At 38.3% G+C, this 17,160-nt stretch carries 18 protein-coding genes; 6 read left to right on the top strand and 12 right to left on the bottom strand.

All coding sequences use genetic code 11. The annotated features are described in order from the left end of the window. Window position 1: 1 nt before the first annotated feature. The 4 genes from LEP1GSC202_RS18795 to LEP1GSC202_RS18780 all read right to left on the bottom strand — a co-directional run bounded on the left by LEP1GSC202_RS18795 (window position 2) and on the right by LEP1GSC202_RS18780 (window position 2,083). Complete coding sequence (locus LEP1GSC202_RS18795) at window positions 2-454, bottom strand: Spy/CpxP family protein refolding chaperone (protein ID WP_015679449.1); 453 nt, start codon at window positions 452-454, stop codon at window positions 2-4. A gap of 91 nt (window positions 455-545) precedes the next feature. Beyond that, window positions 546-926 (bottom strand): TIGR04452 family lipoprotein, encoded by a 381-nt coding sequence (locus LEP1GSC202_RS18790; protein ID WP_015679414.1) that lies wholly within the window; start codon window positions 924-926, stop codon window positions 546-548. A 91-nt stretch (window positions 927-1,017) separates the two neighbouring features. Then, window positions 1,018-1,698 carry an SH3 domain-containing protein gene (locus LEP1GSC202_RS18785; RefSeq protein WP_015679330.1) on the bottom strand — a complete coding sequence of 227 codons (681 nt, stop codon included), beginning with the start codon at window positions 1,696-1,698 and terminating at the stop codon, window positions 1,018-1,020. A 37-nt stretch (window positions 1,699-1,735) separates the two neighbouring features. Further along, on the bottom strand, window positions 1,736-2,083 hold the full coding sequence (locus LEP1GSC202_RS18780; RefSeq protein ID WP_015679292.1) for a hypothetical protein: 348 nt from the start codon (window positions 2,081-2,083) through the stop codon (window positions 1,736-1,738). Window positions 2,084-2,154: 71 nt separating this feature from the next. Here LEP1GSC202_RS18780 and LEP1GSC202_RS18775 point away from each other — a divergent pair, with 71 nt between their 5' ends. The 3 genes from LEP1GSC202_RS18775 to LEP1GSC202_RS18765 all read left to right on the top strand — a co-directional run bounded on the left by LEP1GSC202_RS18775 (window position 2,155) and on the right by LEP1GSC202_RS18765 (window position 4,701). Then, a complete protein-coding gene (locus LEP1GSC202_RS18775) occupies window positions 2,155-3,561 on the top strand; it encodes an aspartate ammonia-lyase (protein WP_015679466.1) in 1,407 nt (468 codons plus the stop codon). Between the two features lie 72 nt (window positions 3,562-3,633). After that, on the top strand, window positions 3,634-4,032 hold the full coding sequence (locus tag LEP1GSC202_RS18770) for a response regulator (RefSeq protein ID WP_015679235.1): 399 nt from the start codon (window positions 3,634-3,636) through the stop codon (window positions 4,030-4,032). Between the two features lie 42 nt (window positions 4,033-4,074). Further along, complete coding sequence (locus LEP1GSC202_RS18765; protein WP_015679269.1) at window positions 4,075-4,701, top strand: lytic transglycosylase domain-containing protein; 627 nt, start codon at window positions 4,075-4,077, stop codon at window positions 4,699-4,701. Between the two features lie 21 nt (window positions 4,702-4,722). Here LEP1GSC202_RS18765 and LEP1GSC202_RS18760 read toward each other — a convergent pair whose 3' ends face one another. Further along, window positions 4,723-6,054 (bottom strand): hypothetical protein, encoded by a 1,332-nt coding sequence (locus LEP1GSC202_RS18760; protein ID WP_015679352.1) that lies wholly within the window; start codon window positions 6,052-6,054, stop codon window positions 4,723-4,725. Between the two features lie 101 nt (window positions 6,055-6,155). On the opposite strand from LEP1GSC202_RS18760, the gene LEP1GSC202_RS18755 reads away from it, so the two are divergent. Continuing rightward, window positions 6,156-8,174, top strand: a complete 2,019-nt coding sequence (locus tag LEP1GSC202_RS18755) for a protein meaA (RefSeq protein WP_015679425.1) — start codon at window positions 6,156-6,158, stop codon at window positions 8,172-8,174. Between the two features lie 87 nt (window positions 8,175-8,261). Next, complete coding sequence (locus LEP1GSC202_RS18750) at window positions 8,262-9,266, top strand: P-loop NTPase family protein (protein ID WP_425256028.1); 1,005 nt, start codon at window positions 8,262-8,264, stop codon at window positions 9,264-9,266. A 16-nt stretch (window positions 9,267-9,282) separates the two neighbouring features. Here the strand turns inward: LEP1GSC202_RS18750 and LEP1GSC202_RS18745 are convergent, their stop codons facing one another. From LEP1GSC202_RS18745 to LEP1GSC202_RS18715, 7 genes are all read right to left on the bottom strand, one after another. Then, the gene (locus LEP1GSC202_RS18745) at window positions 9,283-9,708 is read right to left on the bottom strand and encodes an acyl-CoA thioesterase (protein ID WP_015679323.1); all 426 of its coding nucleotides are present in this window, start codon (window positions 9,706-9,708) and stop codon (window positions 9,283-9,285) included. Beyond that, window positions 9,709-11,349, bottom strand: a complete 1,641-nt coding sequence (locus tag LEP1GSC202_RS18740) for a glycerol-3-phosphate dehydrogenase/oxidase (RefSeq protein WP_015679426.1) — start codon at window positions 11,347-11,349, stop codon at window positions 9,709-9,711. A 4-nt stretch (window positions 11,350-11,353) separates the two neighbouring features. Next, on the bottom strand, window positions 11,354-12,280 hold the full coding sequence (locus LEP1GSC202_RS18735; protein WP_015679212.1) for a diacylglycerol/lipid kinase family protein: 927 nt from the start codon (window positions 12,278-12,280) through the stop codon (window positions 11,354-11,356). Continuing rightward, entirely contained in the window at window positions 12,280-12,921 is a 642-nt protein-coding gene (locus tag LEP1GSC202_RS18730) for a TetR/AcrR family transcriptional regulator (RefSeq protein WP_015679237.1), read from the bottom strand. Before LEP1GSC202_RS18730 ends, LEP1GSC202_RS18735 begins: the two co-directional genes overlap by 1 nt. Further along, complete coding sequence (locus LEP1GSC202_RS18725) at window positions 12,921-14,537, bottom strand: FAD-binding oxidoreductase (protein WP_015679254.1); 1,617 nt, start codon at window positions 14,535-14,537, stop codon at window positions 12,921-12,923. The genes LEP1GSC202_RS18730 and LEP1GSC202_RS18725 overlap by 1 nt, the downstream gene beginning before the upstream one ends. An 80-nt stretch (window positions 14,538-14,617) precedes the next feature. After that, complete coding sequence (locus LEP1GSC202_RS18720) at window positions 14,618-15,070, bottom strand: hypothetical protein (RefSeq protein WP_015679282.1); 453 nt, start codon at window positions 15,068-15,070, stop codon at window positions 14,618-14,620. 41 nt (window positions 15,071-15,111) lie between these two features. Continuing rightward, entirely contained in the window at window positions 15,112-15,417 is a 306-nt protein-coding gene (locus LEP1GSC202_RS18715) for an HU family DNA-binding protein (protein WP_004788037.1), read from the bottom strand. 177 nt (window positions 15,418-15,594) lie between these two features. On the opposite strand from LEP1GSC202_RS18715, the gene LEP1GSC202_RS18710 reads away from it, so the two are divergent. Next, window positions 15,595-16,872: an STAS domain-containing protein gene (locus LEP1GSC202_RS18710; RefSeq protein WP_015679407.1), complete on the top strand. Its 1,278-nt coding sequence runs from the start codon at window positions 15,595-15,597 to the stop codon at window positions 16,870-16,872. Window positions 16,873-17,160 lie beyond the last annotated feature (288 nt).

Below are 17,160 nucleotides of genomic sequence, written 5' to 3'. Positions count from 1 at the left end.
TTTACTCTTCAGGTGGTTGGTGACGGGAAGCAAACTTTTCCACGAGTTCTGCAAACTTTTCCCTTTGTTCTGGCTTGAGTACAGCATGGAATTCAACAAGTTTTGTTTGAAAAAACTTTCGCATTTCTTGGTGGCGAGTTTCTCTTTCCAAACTCATTTTATCGAGTAGTTTTGTATCAATTTTTTCAGAACGAATTTGAGTTGCCATTTCCTTCGCCCACGATTCATGTTTTGGTTTCATTTCCTTGTGTTTGGCAATGAGTTCTGCTTTGATACTTTCTAGTTTTGCTTTTTGGGCATCGTCCAAATCCAATTTCGAAGTCAGTTTGGAGGCTACCCATTCCATACGTTTTTCGAAGTCTTTGTGACCACGGCAGTTTCCAAAGGCAAAAGCCATCGCGGAAACAAGAACGATTGTCGTTGTGATTTTGAGAGCTTGTTTGAGAGAGATCATAAAACCTTCCTGTTTTGTTTTGAGAATATGACCCGGAAGATTTTGTTTTGGTTCCCTGCCCTAAAAAAAAGAGCAGGGAGAAGACAAAAGATTAGAAACTTGGGAACGGTTCTCCAGTGATGTAACCATCAGAACTAATGTCTTGGCAAGAGATGATGTTTGTAATCAAAGATCCTAAAAGATATCCTTTAAACCCTTTGATTTCATTTACACATGCGTCGACATCAGATTTGATATAGTATTTGTCGGATTCAATTTTGGCGATCTCAGGTGCAACTAAACTAAAGATGGAGATACTCCCTCTTCCAGTCAAAACGACAGAATTAATCAAATCTGTTTGAATTGCAGCATCAGTAATACGAGAAGCGGCTTCCGAACCTTTTTCACGATCGAGTGAAGCACCTGCTGGATTTAAGACCAAACAGTTTGTTAGCGAAATCGCTAATAATAGAAATACAATTTTTTTTAACATATATGTTCCCTTGGATATGGTTTCACCTAATCTAAAATTTCCCGAATTCTGGTTCAAGAAAAAACTGATTTCGTTTTAGATTTAACAAGGATCAATCGCCCGCAACAAAGATCGCGAGCATCCATTGGCCTTTGCGTTTTTCAAAAAATGCTCTGTAGTCAAGAGGACTACGAACAAAACGATCACAAACAAAACCTGGTTTTCCTTGTGGGGTACAAATTTTTTTCCAATTACAATTACTTTCTTTTTCCAACCTACGACCATCCAAGTCATCGGCTTCCGAACGCACAATTTGGTAACTGAGTAAAGCAAGAGATTTAGAATCCTTGGATGCTTGTTCCCTTACATTTACATTTTTACCAATGACTAAGTAATGAGAAAAAGGATCGAATTCACTTGGGAAGGTTTCAAAAAAATAAGGAGCAACCATTTGGCCTTCTTGGTTTTGACGGAAACCCAATTCGATGGTGTTCGATAACAATTCCCAAAAATCAGATTCATTTGGTTTTTCTGTTAGTTGGAATGATTTTAAAAAATCTTTTTTCCCGGATTCTGGTCCAAAACTAAAATGAATATCCGATGCAATCAAAGGCTCAAGTGCCTTCCGGTCTTTCGATTTTAAAACCTTTTGCAATTTTGTTTTGAATTCCATAAAACTTTTGTCTTTCGACGAATGGTCAATAGGTGACAATGATTTGGAAGCGAATGGTTCGCATGGCAATAAAACCATGGGAGTGATAAACAAACAGAGTGAAAAAATGAACTTCAACATAATTCTTGCAATAAATTTACAAAATTGGGACCAGGAATCAATTCTTTTTCGTTGGGTTTGGAAGAGAATTACATTGTTTGGTTAAACCCAAATTTTCTTTGATATCATCCAGTGAACGTTTTTTACGTTTCAGTTCACAAACCTTTAAAAACAAATGATTGTATTCTTTGTCCAATTTTTCACCTTCTTCATCTTCTTCTGTTAAAACAAGTTTGGCAATTTCTGTACAGGATCTCTCTGATTCAGGCAGCAATTCATATATGGTTTTTACTGTTTCTTCTTTTTGTTTGCAAGTTGTTGGGGTAACTTCCTTTTCATTTCCAAACAGAAACAAAGGGGAAAAAACAAAGAAAAAAAGGTAGAAAGGCAATTGGATTTTCTTCATGCAGAACATAAATCTTCTTCCCTTTTCCTTTTGGTCGAGTATCTTTCGTCTTGATTTGGAGAAATTCTGGAATGACAAAACCCAATGTTCGCACTGAACACGACCTACTTGGCGAAAGAGAGATTCCGAGCGATGCTTATTGGGGGATCCATACCTTACGTGCCTTAGAAAATTATCCTATCACTGGCAAAACCATTGGAACCTACCCTGATTTAGTCCGTGCCTTGGCCCATATCAAAAAAGCATCCGCTTTGGCCAATTTAGAATTAGGACTCCTCTCAAAAGACAAAACCAAATTCATTTCGGAGGCCTGTGATCAAATTTTAACTGGCAAATTCCACTCGGAATTTGTTGTGGATGTGATCCAAGGGGGAGCGGGAACTTCTACGAATATGAATGCAAATGAGGTCATCACAAACATAGCCTTGGAACTCTCAGGCCATCCAAAGGGTGACTATCGTTTCCTCCATCCTTTGAATGATGTGAACATGTCACAAAGTACAAACGATGTGTATCCTTCTTCAATTAAATTGGCTGCTGTATTTTCGATTCGAGGGTTACTGCAAGCTTTGGGAAGTTTACAATTGTCTTTTCGAAAAAAATCAGAAGAATTTAAGGATATATTAAAGATAGGACGAACCCAATTACAAGATGCAGTTCCTATGACATTGGGGCAAGAATTTTCAACTTATGATGTAATGTTAGGTGAAGATATCTCACGCCTCAAAGAAGCAACTTCTCTCATTGGTGAAATCAATTTGGGAGCCACCGCCATTGGGACGGGTATCAATACTGACATTCGTTATTCGAAAATTGTCACAGAGATCCTTGCCAAACAAACAGGTTTTGATTTGAATGCGGCACCCAATTTAATCGAAGCCACACAAGACACAGGTGCCTTTGTGCAGTTGTCTGGAGTGTTGAAACGAATTGCTACCAAACTTTCAAAAGTATGTAACGATTTACGTTTATTATCCAGTGGGCCACAAGGCGGTTTCAATGAAATCAATTTACCTGCGAAGGCAGCAGGATCTTCCATCATGCCTGGCAAAGTAAACCCAATCATTCCGGAAGTTGTCAACCAAATCGCATATGAAGTGATTGGAAATGATATCACGATTACCATGGCAGCGGAAGCCGGGCAATTACAATTAAATGCATTTGAGCCAATCATCGCTCATAGTTTATTCAAAAGCATAGAACATCTAACAGCTGGTTGCAAAACATTAGAAACCAATTGTGTTTCAGGTATCACAGCAAACAGAGAGTTGTTGGAATCTCGGGTGAAAACTTCAGCAGGTCTTGCTACGGCACTAAATCCTTACATTGGGTATGAAAATGCAACTCTTGTTGCTAAACGGGCACTGGCTGAGAATCGATCAGTGGAATCCATTGTTCTTGAACTTGGTTTACTCGAAGAAAAAAAATTAAAAGAGATCCTAAGACCCGAAATTTTGACTTCGCCTCACTCTCTTTAAACTTAGTTAAATGGGATTTAATGGTTGCTTCTTTTTCGTAGATTAGTAACTTCTAATAGGATTTTTCCAGATATGATGAACCAAGTGCCCAAAGTGTTTTTAATCGAAGATGATTTGGTAACAACTTTTCTCATCAAAACCCTAATGGAAAAGTTTTCCTTCGCATCAGAAATCTGTACCTTCGCAAACGGGGCAGATGCCTTAGATGCCCTTCACAAATCACAAAACTTCCCTGATTTTTTGTTTTTAGATTTAAATATGCCCATTATGGATGGTTGGCAATTTTTAGAGGCCATGCAAAATAGCCCCCACCTATCCAATATCCCAACCTATATCCTCACCTCCTCCATTGATCCAAATGACAAATCTAAAAGTGAATCCTTCGCCAATGTCAAAGGGTATCTCACAAAACCCTTAGTCTTAAAGGACCTAGAGGCCATCCAAACTTCCTACCATTCGAAAGAGACATAATTTTTTGCTTTAGTTTTCTGCAATCCAACCGATGGTTTTACTGTGAGACTCACTGACATCCCTTCTGTTTCTTCGGTTCTCGGCCGAATGGAATCACTCACCCAGTTGGCAAAAGACCCAAAGTCTCTTGTGTCGTTTCCTGATCTTTTAGAACGGGAATTTGCCAAACACTCACAAAACCAAACCATTTCAGACGGAAAAACACAGAACATAGATTCCGCCAAATCCACCTCACTCGAGCCCAATTTCAAACCGAACTCTATGGACCAATTGGGTGCCAACCGGAATGGGTCACTGATGGAAACCATTGAATCCATTGCTGAATCCCAAGGGATGGATCCCAATTTAGTAAAAGCCGTGGTGAAAGCTGAATCAGGATTTAAGGCCAAAGCAGTTTCTCCCAAAGGTGCCATGGGTCTCATGCAACTCATGCCGGAAACCGCCGAAAGTTTGGGTGTAAAAGACCCGTTTGATCCAGAAGAAAATGTGGCCGGTGGTGTGAAGTTTTTAAAAGGACTGATGAAAGAATTCAAAGACCCGGAAAAAGCCATCGCCGCATACAATGCAGGTCCTGGCGCCGTGAAACGATACAAAGGGATCCCACCTTACGAAGAGACAAAACAATATGTATCGAAAGTGAAACGGTTTTACAAAGACTTTAGTTCCTAACAAAGAACTTATAACAGAGTATTAATAAAAACTCAAATACCCAAATTTTTTCTGTAAACTAGCTGTATACTCGTCAAACGGACGTTTTGTGGGAACATTACTCCAAGCTTCGTCTACTTTTTTGAATATAAAATTCAAATTCTTTTCGTTTTTAATCCGATCTGATGTGGTTTTTTGGATGAGAACATCATCCTCACTCAGTGGAACAATACCAATGGAACGATTGGATTTTCGAAATAAACCAGATTTTTGAACCAATTGGATATCTTGGTTCCAAATCCCTTCTACATACAAAAATGATTTGTCTGAAAGATTCGTTTCTTTTAAATATTTTGTTTTGGTTCCAGTTTGGAAATACAAAGCAAACGAAAACTCTTTTGGTAGATAAATTGGATCAGATTTTAGAATCAATGCTTGCCCAAAGGATTTGGTAAGATTTTTGGTTTGCGTTTCCCAAGGTTCAACACCACTTGCTTTTAAATCTCTAAAGATAAAATAAATAGAAGTGAGAATCGCAAGACCTAACACCACTGATGCGGTGATCGTATTTAGTTCTTTTTCTGTTTTTAGCAAAATATGCCCGATCCCTATTGTTACCATAGGAAGTAGTATCACAAGTGAAGTTTGGTACCATGTTTTGAAGAGATAGGATACGGATGCCTGCCCAAAAAAATTGGAATAAGAAAAATATACCAAAGAGATTACAAAAAATGCGAGATACCCAAGTAAAAATAAAAACGGTACATTTTTCTTTTTATAGAATACAGATGTTTTTTGAGCTGCCTTTCTCGATCCGCGAATCCCTGTGAAGATCACAAAGAATGTGAAACCTAAATAGAACATGATGAAACTAGAGAAAAAAGCAAGGAGAGTGAACGTAGGAAAGATGAGTAAGTCCGACATCTTCTCCAAACGAAAAGTTAAAAAAACGAGTAATAAAAATACCAAACAAAGTGTTTCCGTAAAGTAAGATGTAGGGAAACCATAGGAAAAAGGAAGAAAGGCCGCTAGATAAACAACAAAATAATGATTCCGTTTCCATTCAAAGTTTCTAAGGAGCAATAGAAACAAATGTAGGAATGAACTGTAAAAAAAGCCAGCTAACGCAATGAAGGATGGGATGTAATTGGAACCAAAGATTTTTTTCCAAGTGACCACAAACCAAAAAGCCAGTGGTTCTCTTGCTGAAACAAGCCCCCCTTCTTCCGTTGCCGACTTCACATTTGCCAAAAACTCCCATTCTGATTCCGTCGTTGGGAAAGGGCGAAAATACGAGAACAAGGCATAACCCAAACTTAAGAGTAAGATGCTAAAAAAGAAAGGAATTGGGGAAAAAGGTTTAGGTTCGCGCATCTTGGAAAAGGCTTAAATTGCCTAGTCCTGTATAAATTTTTAGGTGAAAATATTCCAGAAGATTTTCAATTATACATAGAAATTATAAAACGAGGCAAAGAATGTCCGCCGAAAAAAAAGATTACCTTCTCGTTGACGAGAATGGACAGGGAAAACCTGACAAACCATGGATTTTTAGGACCTATGCAGGGCACACCAATGCAAAAGCCTCCAATGAGTTGTACAGAAAGAACCTTTCTAAAGGCCAAACAGGGCTTTCCATTGCATTTGATTTACCCACTCAGTGTGGTTATAGCTCTGACCATGAAGTTTCGCGGCCAGAAATCGGAAAAGTGGGAGTTCCCATCAACTCACTTGAAGACTTCCGCATCTTATTTGACCAAATCCCGATCGAAGAGATGAACACCTCCATGACCATCAATGGAACCTCCATGTGGTTGTTATCTCTGTACGTTGCACTTGCAGAAGAACGGGGAGTGCCACTTGAAAAGTTAAATGGGACCACCCAAAACGATCTCATAAAGGAATACCTAGCTCGAGGGACATACATTTATCCACCAAAAGATTCGATGAAAATCATCGTGGACATGTATGAATACTGCCTCCATAATATTCCGAAGTGGAACCCTTCTAACATTTGTTCGTATCACTTACAAGAAGCAGGTGCAACCCCTGTCCAAGAACTTTCATTTGCATTGGCCACAGCAATTGCCGTACTCGATGCCATCAAAGAACGAAACTGTTTCACCGCAGATGAATTTGAGCAGTGTGTGGGAAGGATCTCGTTTTTTGTCAACGCAGGGATTCGTTTTATAGAAGAGATGTGCAAAATGCGTGCATTCTCTGAGATGTGGGAAGAAATCACAAAAGATCGTTATGGTGTGAAAACGGCAAAGTACAGAGTGTTCCGTTATGGAGTACAAGTAAATTCACTTGGTCTTACAGAAGAACAACCGGAAAACAATGCTTGGAGGATTCTCATCGAAGCGTTGGGAGTAACACTTTCCCGAAATGCAAGATGCCGCGCTTTACAATTACCAGCATGGAACGAAGCACTATCCCTACCAAGACCTTGGGACCAACAATGGTCCCTTCGTTTGCAACAAGTGCTCGCTTACGAAACAGACCTTCTCGAATACCCTGACATTTTTGAAGGATCCAAAGTAATTGAAGCAAAAGTGAAAGCCCTAAAAGAAGAAGCTAAATTAGAAATCCAAAAGATTCTCGATATGGGTGGGGCCCTCGTTGCCATTGAAAACGGTTATATGAAATCACAACTTGTGAAATCACAAACCGAAAGACTTTCCAAAATCAATTCCAACGAACTAGTGATTGTTGGTAAAAACAAATGGACTGACGGAATCAAATCACCTCTTATGACCGACTCTGACGGAGGTATCTTTAAAGTAGATCCGAAATCCGCCGAACAAACATTAGGAGTGCTTGCAGAAGCCAAAGGTCGTAGGAATGCGGAACTTGCGAAAAAATCTTTAGAAGACCTCAAACAAGCTGCAAAAGATGGAAAAAATCTTATGCCTTACTCCATTGCATGTGCGAAAGCACTTGTGACAACCGGAGAATGGGCAGATGCTCTCCGAGAAGTGTATGGCGAATACAATCCACCGACTGGTGTGGATGGCCAAAAACTTTTCCTATCCGATGACAAAGTAGCAACAGTTCGTGGGAAAGTAGAAGCCTTTACAAAAGCACATGGACATAGACCAAAAATCGTTGTAGGTAAACCTGGACTTGACGGTCACTCCAATGGTGCCGAAATGATTGCTGTTTCAGCTAAACACAGTGGATTTGATGTGATTTATTCAGGGATCCGCCTTTCTCCAGAAGAAATCGTGCAATCTGCAGTGGAAGAAAATGCAAATGTGATTGGACTTTCCATTCTTTCCGGTTCTCATAAAGAAATCGCCAAACAGCTGTTTGATGAACTGGCTCACTACAAGGCTAACATTCCTGTTGTGATCGGTGGTATCATCCCTGAATCCGACTTTGAAGAACTAAAAAAAATGGGAATTCGAGAAATCTTCACTCCAAAAGATTACGATCTAATGTCGATTATGAACAAAATCATCGACATCATTTCCGTAGAACCCGCTCTCGTTTAAGAGAAGCGAAAGATATCAAACCTTCACAGTAGATCTATTAGGATCTGTTGTGAAGGTTTTTTATAAAGTATCATGTATTCATTTTAAATGGCAAATTCCTTGATTGATTCCACAGAAACATTATCCCAATTGGTATCCGAATCCTTACTCGGCGAAAAGTTCCCAATTGCCAAAATCATTTCAAAAATTGAAACAGAAAACAATTTAGAATTTCGCAGATTATTATTTCATGAAATCCAAATACAACAACCAAATGCCAAAGATGGACTCACAATTGGAATCACCGGTACACCAGGAGCCGGCAAATCTTCGTTACTCGGAGAACTTTGTCGAATGTTCCTTGATTTTGCACCAGACAAAAAAATGGCAATCGTTGCCATTGACCCCTCTTCCAATGTGAGTGGAGGTTCAATCCTTGGTGACAGAACTCGTGTCACTCTTCCCAGAAGAGACACTAGAATCTATTTTCGTTCGCAACCTTCTCAACTAGAACTTGGTGGGCTCAATCCTTATACCTACCATGTCATTCGTTTTTTAAGAAAGATATTTGACTATGTTTTCATTGAAACTGTGGGAATAGGACAAAATGAAATTTCTGTTTCACTGATTTCTGATATATCATTCCTTGTGATGCAACCTTTGGGTGGTGACCAAGTTCAGTTTATGAAATCAGGTATCATGGAAGTTCCTGAAGCATTTATCATCAATAAATGTGATGAAGAATCACTTGCTAATTCTAGTTATTATATGCTTCAATCTACACTGGAATTTATCAAAGACATCCTACCAGACCAGTCCCTTCCCCCTATCTTCAAAACTTCTGTTACGAAAAGGAAAGGAATCGAAGAACTTTTAAGTTATATCTTAAGTTATCCAAAACGTAAAGATAAAAATGTAGAAACAATGACACAACTTATGCAATGGATACGCAATGAATACGGTAGATTCGGAATTGGGATATGGAACCAAATGGAATCAAATTCATGGAACCAAGCTGTTAGGCTAAGTCCGTTAGGAGGGATACATAAACTCAATTACGAAGATGAAGAAATCAAATTTGTTTCCCTTATCCAAAAAAAACTTTCTCAATAAATTGGCATCCATTCACTTACTCCCTAATGGCTTTTAAAAAAACATCAGGGATCGAACATGCTTTCCGTTCCGTATAATCAAAAAATACGATCGCTGTTTTTGCCCGAGCGATTTCTTTTCCATCATGTTTATGAGTGATCACATAAACCATGTCTAATGATTTTTTTGCTATCTGATCAACATACAATTTCATTTGCAAATCGTCAGGGAAAAATGCTTCGGATTTATATACAATCGCAACATCAGAGACGACAATCCCCTTCCCTACCACATTGATTTCTGTCCATCCATGCGCATGGAAAAATCGAGCCCTACATTCATGGGTTAAAGTTAAAATCGCATCGTGGGCCAAATGGCCGGCAAAGTTGATATCAGAAATCCGAACACTTAATGATGTTTCGTAAACCAATTTGGTTGGGATATCGATAACAATTCTTGGCATCTAATCAACAAACCATTGGTAACGTTCATCTACTTTTTTACTTTCTTCTTTCAGACGTTCCGTATTCCAACCAAGTAACTTTGCTATTTTTTTATCTAATCTGTTTCGTTCGGATGAATCTAATTTCCCAACCGTACCAACGCCTGACCTTCTGAAATAAAAATCCGTTAGATGAAGGATATCCTCATGTAACACAATGTATTCCACCTCTTCCTCAAAATACAACTCACCGTTAGAGATACGGTAAACATCCGATCCTTTCCCTTGTAAAATTCGCCAAGTGGTACTTCCATACCGCCTCACTAAGGTATCAATTTTTTGGCCAGGAACCTGTGGGTGTTTGAATTGGATCTCATTCACCAATTCTTTTAAATTTTGATACCGACCACCAAGAAGAGGAGTGAACTTTGTGGCAGAAGGTGTTTCATTCCCTTTTGAAAAAAGATCAATTGCGTTTACTAAACTTTCAGCTACTGCCCTACTCGTCGTGTATTTACCACCTAACGCGGAGAAAAATCCAGGAAAACCTTCCTTTTCATAATGAAAAATTTCAGATTTTCGGGAGGCCGAATAAGTACCTTCTGTACTGCCTGGATCTTCAACAAGAGGCCTCAATCCACCATAATAATATTCTACATCTTTTAACGTTAATTTTGCGAATCCAAAACTATAATTCACTTCGTCAATTAGATCGACAATTTCCGATTGTTTGACTTTAAATTTGTCTGGGTCATCTTCATAAGCAGTGTCTGTGGTTCCAATGATGGTTTTTCCTCGCCAAGGGATGACAAAAAGGTGTGATCCATCACGTTTCGATAAAACAACACATTCATTCCCACAGATATTCCGAACCACTGCATGGATTCCTTTAGATCTTACTAATTTTTTTTCTGCAGTGATCCCTGCCATGGATTCAATCAAATCGGCCCAAGGCCCTGCTGAATTCACAACTATCTTTGCAGACACCAAAACTTTTTTGCCAGTAATTTCATCAGTTAAACCAACCGTATAACCACCGCTATTTTGTTTTTTTAAGGTACTAACTGAAAGGTAGTTAAAAGCATGGGCACCTTTTTCTTTGGCAGAAAGAATAAACTCCGTTGTATGTTTTTCAGGATTGGGGTTGGCATAGTCATAATATTGAAAACTCCCTTTCAGAAACTTTCTACTGAGACCAATCACTTTATAAATAGTTTCAGCAAGAGAATTCCATCTATATCTGGGAAGTTGTACATCAGGATCAATATCTTTATTTCTGTCATATGAGAGTAAATTGTATAACTCCATCCCTAATAATAGTTGGATCCTTTGGAACCAGGATCGAATGGGAATGATAAACCCCATGGGCCGAACCGCATGAGGAGAAATTTTTGCCAAATACCGCCTTTCCGATAAAGATTCCCGAACAAGCCCTATTTCAAAGTTTTTTAAATAGCGAAGTCCACCATGGATCAGTTTGGAAGTAGCTTGGCTTGTACCGGAGGCATAATCATTTTTTTCTGCAAGTAGGCAATTGTAACCTCGTAAGGTCGCATCCCATAGTACATTGGCTCCAGTAATCCCACCACCAATGATGAGGATATCATACTCTTTCTTAATGTGATTGAGTCTCGAATTTTCTTGTTTGGTGCTGTTTTTCATAAAATTAACATTTGATCGGTAAAACTTTAGGTAGGACTTTAAACTCTGCTGGGAGTTGGCCCATATTTTCTCCGTCTACATCGATAAATACATCTTCATCCGATTCTGCTTTAAGTTCAGATATCTGTTTGGAAATCACCTTTGCATCATTAGATAATTTTCCTTGGTAAAGATTTCCAAACTTACGTAAGGTTTCAAATACGGACACATCTTGGATGGCTAAAAAATCCATTTTCCCATCATCTAACTTTGCCTTTGGTGCAAACCACATACCACCACCGGCATATTCACCATTTGCACAAACTATCAACCTACACTTATTGGTGATTTTCTCAAATTTGGATAAAGTAAGTGTAATTTTTTTGTTTGTATAAGAAAAAAGACAAACCACTGTATAAAACAAAAAAACGGCTTTCCCACCAATAAACCTACCTAACTTGGATTGATTCACTCGGTATACAACTTCTCCACCCATTCCAAAATCAGCCAAGTTCAAACAAAGATATTTACCTTTCGATTTATCTACCTTTGTATATGTAACATCAATTAAATCGATTAACCTTTCACTACCTACTAACACTTGTTCTAATGCTTTCACGGGATTTTTAGGAACTTTTACTGTTTTGATAAAGTCATTTCCCCTTCCTGCTGGGATAGGACTAAAAATTACATTTTTGTTAATAATTTTTCCATTTTCAAAAAGGCCATTGATGATGTTGGAAAAAGTCCCATCACCACCAATCCCCACGATCCAGTGATATCCCTGTTTGACGGCTTCTTTGGCAATGTCTTTGGCCGCTTTTTCTTTTGTAGTGGCTTCATACGAAAAAGGAATTCCCTTTTGGATGAGGACAGGTTCGATTTTTTTCCATACTTTTGCGGAAAGGCCTCCACCCGAAACTGGATTTAAAATCACCTTTATTTTTCTCATCACGTTTCTCCTTTATTTCCACCCGAAAATAAACCAAAAAATAAAACATGTTCAATTGTATCTAAATAAGCTTTTTCACTTTTGATTTCATTTTGGAAATGGCCATCAAGGATCACTTCCACAGCTCCGCGAATCATTCCCCATGCAACTGCTACATTAGGATACGTGCCACGAGAATTAATCAAGTTCTCTTGTTTTGCTTGTTTGTAAATTCTTTCTAGAAGAGACAACCGATTTGATCTTTCTTCTGTTAACATCTTACGCAAATCTTCAGATACATTATCGATATTTAAATTGACCCCACATTGTTTTGCGACAACATACATGTGTTTATCGCCAAGACAATGTTCAATGTAAGCTCTAATGGCACGTCTAGACATTTCAATTGCTGTTTTTTCATCCAATGCCATTTCTAAACGTTTCCGTAACCGCACGTAGTCTTCATATTGAATACGCGCCATCAAATCATCTTTACTTTTGAAGTGAAGGTAAATCGTGCCACGACCAATTTCTAGATGTTTGGCAATATCATCCATTTTGACAAGGGATGGATGTTTTGTACGAAAAAGTTCAATCGCACAACTTAAAATGTCATCTTCTCTTTTCGCAAACTCTCTTTTTTTTCGTTCCGAAACACCCATTATTTCAATCCTAACAGTCCACCTGGATTCATAATTCCTTTTGGATCAAAAGTTTTTTTCAATGATGAAAGAATGCGAAGTCCTTCTTTTCCTACTTCTTTTTCCATCCAAGGTGATAACATCCTTCCAATACCATGATGGTGAGACAATGACCCACCATTTTCATGGATATGATCGATAATTCCTTTATGGAACTTTATGAAATTTGATTCTTCACCGGTTACACTCATCGGGCTAATAAAAATAAAATATAAATTTGCTCCGTTTTCATATGCATGTGATATGTGCACCATACAAGATGTGTTTTCAAAACTTTTGATGTACCCTCTCGTATTTTCCCATAACGTATGTAAATTTGACCAACTCACTGCGGTCTCTAAAGTATCAATACGTATCCCTTCATCCATCAAATAATCACGGAGATAGGCACTCGAATACCTTTGGTGTAACCATTTATTCACTGGGGACTCACCTGTTGAAAATCCACCGTTACGTTTTGCTATCTTTTTGATTTTTTTAAACACTTCTTTTGTATAAGCTGGATCACCATCGATGATGATATGCATAAGAGATCGTTGCATTGGTTTGTATCCAATGAATCTTAAAAACAGATCTTCTTTCCCACCATGTAATCCACTCATATGAAAGGAAATATCGGTTTCTTCTGGATCTTGAATTCGAAAGAAATGTGGTTTCCCAAATCCACCTTGCATCACTTCGCGCATTGTCTCCACTGCCTTTTCAAAATTTTTGAAAATGAAAGATCCTTTTGCAGAGTTCTCTGAGTGGTACTTCCGAATTTTTAAAGTGGCTTTTGTTATGACTCCGAAACTTCCTTCCGTACCCAGAAACAAACGAAATAAATCGGGTCCAATAGATGCCGCAGGATACGCTTTTGTTTCAAACTTGCCGGAAGGTGTAATCGCTGTGATACTAAGTAATATATCTTCAATTTTCCCATAACCGGTAGAAGCTTGCCCAGCACCTTTGGCAGCAATCCATCCACCTACCGTCGAAAATTCAAATGATTGTGGAAAATGACCACAAGTGTATCCTCTTTCATTCAAATGTTTTTCAAGTTCTGGTCCATAAACACCTGCTTCCACTGTGACAGTTGAATCAATCGCGTTAAATTCTAAAATCCGATTGAGTCTTGATAGATCGAGAGAAATGCCACCTTTGGGAGCTTGTAAAGCTTTTGTCACTGTTGACCCTGCACCAAAGGGAATGACAGGAATTTTATTGGAATTTGCGAGAGTGATAATCTCTTCGATTTCTTTTTCATTTTTTGGAGATACAACGACATCAACTACATCGTTTACTTCACCAAACCTTGCTTTGAAAATTTCTGTATAAAATTTGCCAATGGAATGCCTTGCCCTACTTCCATCATCTAACGAAACATTGGCGTTCCCAACAATTTTTTTGAGTTTTGTTAGAACTGCCTGACTCAGTTTTGATTTTTTAAGTGGTTTTAAAGGTAATTCCCCTTTTGGCAAAGATGATTTGAATTCTTTTGATACTGGGAATTGATTGTTTAAAAAATCTAACGTGTGTGAGGGGGGTTTTTCTTCGACTTCCGGGGATCCCCATTTATAAATGCTTCGAGTTTGCATAGTAATATCCAATTGCTTATTTGCACCAATTTTTGAACCAAGTTCATAAATTGACAAGCAAAAAAATTTTAGAGTTTGTTTTAACCTCGGAGTTCTTTAAAGTACTCGGCCCGTACAGAAGTCAAAAATTCAAGATTCAAGTTTGTTCCAAATAACAAAGACAAGGTTTCGCGAAGCACTTCATCTAAATCGAATCCCGTTAACAGCCATTCGATGAGTTCAAAAGTAATATCAACAGATGGATCTGGGTTTGCAGTTGTTTTTCCTTTCGCAATGCTTAGCAGTAAGGTTGGAATCTCGGAACTGCGATTTTCTGCGATTAAATTTCGAATTTCGGTTGGATAAGACACCATTAACTTTTGTTTTACGGCATTTGGCGTAAAAACCAATTGGTCTTCGTTTAAATTGAGCGCAGCTAAAAGGTGGTCTTTTAAATTTTTTTCAGAATGGTGGCTTTCTTGCCAAACAAAGAGAATCTTCTCTCCTACGAGAGAATCTTCAAATGGTAAAAATGGATATGGTTTTTTATCCATAGTATCCCCAGGTGGTTGTCCTCCTGGGAGAAACAGTTACATTATTTTTTAGGCGGAACAACAGCGTCTTTACAAGTTTTTGAAAGAGTAAACTTCACTACTGTTTTTGCAGGAATGACAATCGCTTCGCCAGTTGCAGGGTTTCTTCCTTTACGTTTTGGACGATTCCGTTTCACCAATTTACCAAGTCCAGGAATGACAAACGCGCCATTTTTCTTTGTTTCTTTGTATGCGAGTTCAACAAAAGAGTCGAGAAACGCTGCTACATTCTTTTTGGTCATACCAGTTGTTTCTGCCAATTCACTTAGCATTTCAGACTTTTTCATTGGGGTAGGAGTTGTTGCCATACTTTGATTTTCCTCTAAACCATTTAACGGTTACACATTATTTACAAAACTACCTGTTTTGGTACAAGATTAAATTGATTTTGGATACAATTTTTCTTAGAATTTCCTAAGAAAAACGTAGTTTTTTGAAAAAAACCTTTATTTTCCTAAGGAAAATGGGAATTTCTTCCAAAACTCATGGCTTCTCTCAAGTATAAGAAGATCGTCGTCGTATTCAAACGTACTAAATACGAATTGGATTTGGAAACTTATGGGTCCATCCAATCCTATAAAGAAGTCACAAAACAGAATCCAGATGTATTCCAAAGGACATTTGAATCACACGAAAGGCAGATTCGTTCCAGAGACTACCTAAAAACTCATGTATTCCCGAAGGCCGACTTTGTGTTTCGGGAACAATTTGAACCAGAAGGAGGATTGGATTATGATTTGGTCATTGCCCATGGAGGAGACAACCACTTCACCTATGTTGCTCATTTAGTAGGGAATACTCATCTTATTGGCTGTAATTCCGATCCAGATTCATCTGTTGGGGCACTACTTGGTTTTACAGCAGAAGAATTAGGAGAAGCAGTCCGAACAAATTTCAAACAAACAAAATTGGAGTCTTGGTCTTTACTTGATACCGAAATCATTTATCCAAATGGAACAAAACTTAAGACTGTACCTGCTATTTGTGAACTTTCCATTCGCAACAACAGTCCTGATTTAACTTCAAGGTTTTGGATTTCTTATTTGGACAAAAAGGAAGAACAAAAATGTTCTGGATTACTTGTGTATACTGGAGCAGGTTCCACAGGTTGGATCAGTTCCTGTTTCCCTAAAAAATTCCCTCCTTTTTCCAAACATGAGCCTTTTTTCCATGTATATTCCCGAGAAATACGAGTCAAATCTCGAGAAACAGAGTTTTCCTTGGCAGATTTTAGGGCTTTGGATCAAGTGGAAGTTATTTCCGAAATGAATGGTGGTTTGGCCGTGGATTCTCTCACTGAGAGGCATTATCCGTTTCCACCATATGCAAAAGCGATGATCCGATTATCGCCTGAGAAATTATTTGTAGTTGTTCCACTAAAGAGAGGGGAATCCATGCAGGACTTACCATACGAAATAGAACAAAAACGCATCAATGGAACTGTCATCGTTCAAATCAAAGGACGAATGGAATCAGGTCCTCTTGATCGCATCACACAAACGATCTTAGATGAAATGGTTGGTGCAGACCGCAAACATCTGATTTTAGATTTTTCTGAACTACGTTACATCTCTAGTTTGGGAATCAGAATGATATTAGATGTTAAGATGAACCTTCAAAAACGAAATAAAGAAATGGCTTTAGTAGGTGTAACAAGTTCCATTTTACAAGTATTCCATTTATTGGGTTTATCAAATGCTTTCCAATTTTACCCAGATCGAGAAGAAGCGTTGAAGTCTTTTGAGGAGCCATCTAATTCCTAGATGACTCCACGAACTTCCGTTTGGATTTCCAACTCGGTTTTCGTTTCCTTTTTGGTTCTTTCTATATTTTATTCTTTGGTTCACTTTGAGAATCTATTTCTGCGAGAAGAATCTTCTACACTTGTAGACGAAAAACATAGAAGTTTTGCAAGAGTGCAAGAATTATCCAGGATCAAAAATCAGTTCCCCATTGCATACCAATGCCATTATAGTTTTGGATTGAGCAATGGCTCACTCTTTGAATCCACAGAAAAGATACCTTATTCCATTTACAAAAAACTGAGATTA

It is taken from the genome of Leptospira yanagawae serovar Saopaulo str. Sao Paulo = ATCC 700523, assembly GCF_000332475.2.
Classification (GTDB): domain Bacteria; phylum Spirochaetota; class Leptospiria; order Leptospirales; family Leptospiraceae; genus Leptospira_A; species Leptospira_A yanagawae.
Note: the sequence above shows the minus strand (reverse complement) of the source record. Positions and strands in the feature narration are given on the sequence as shown.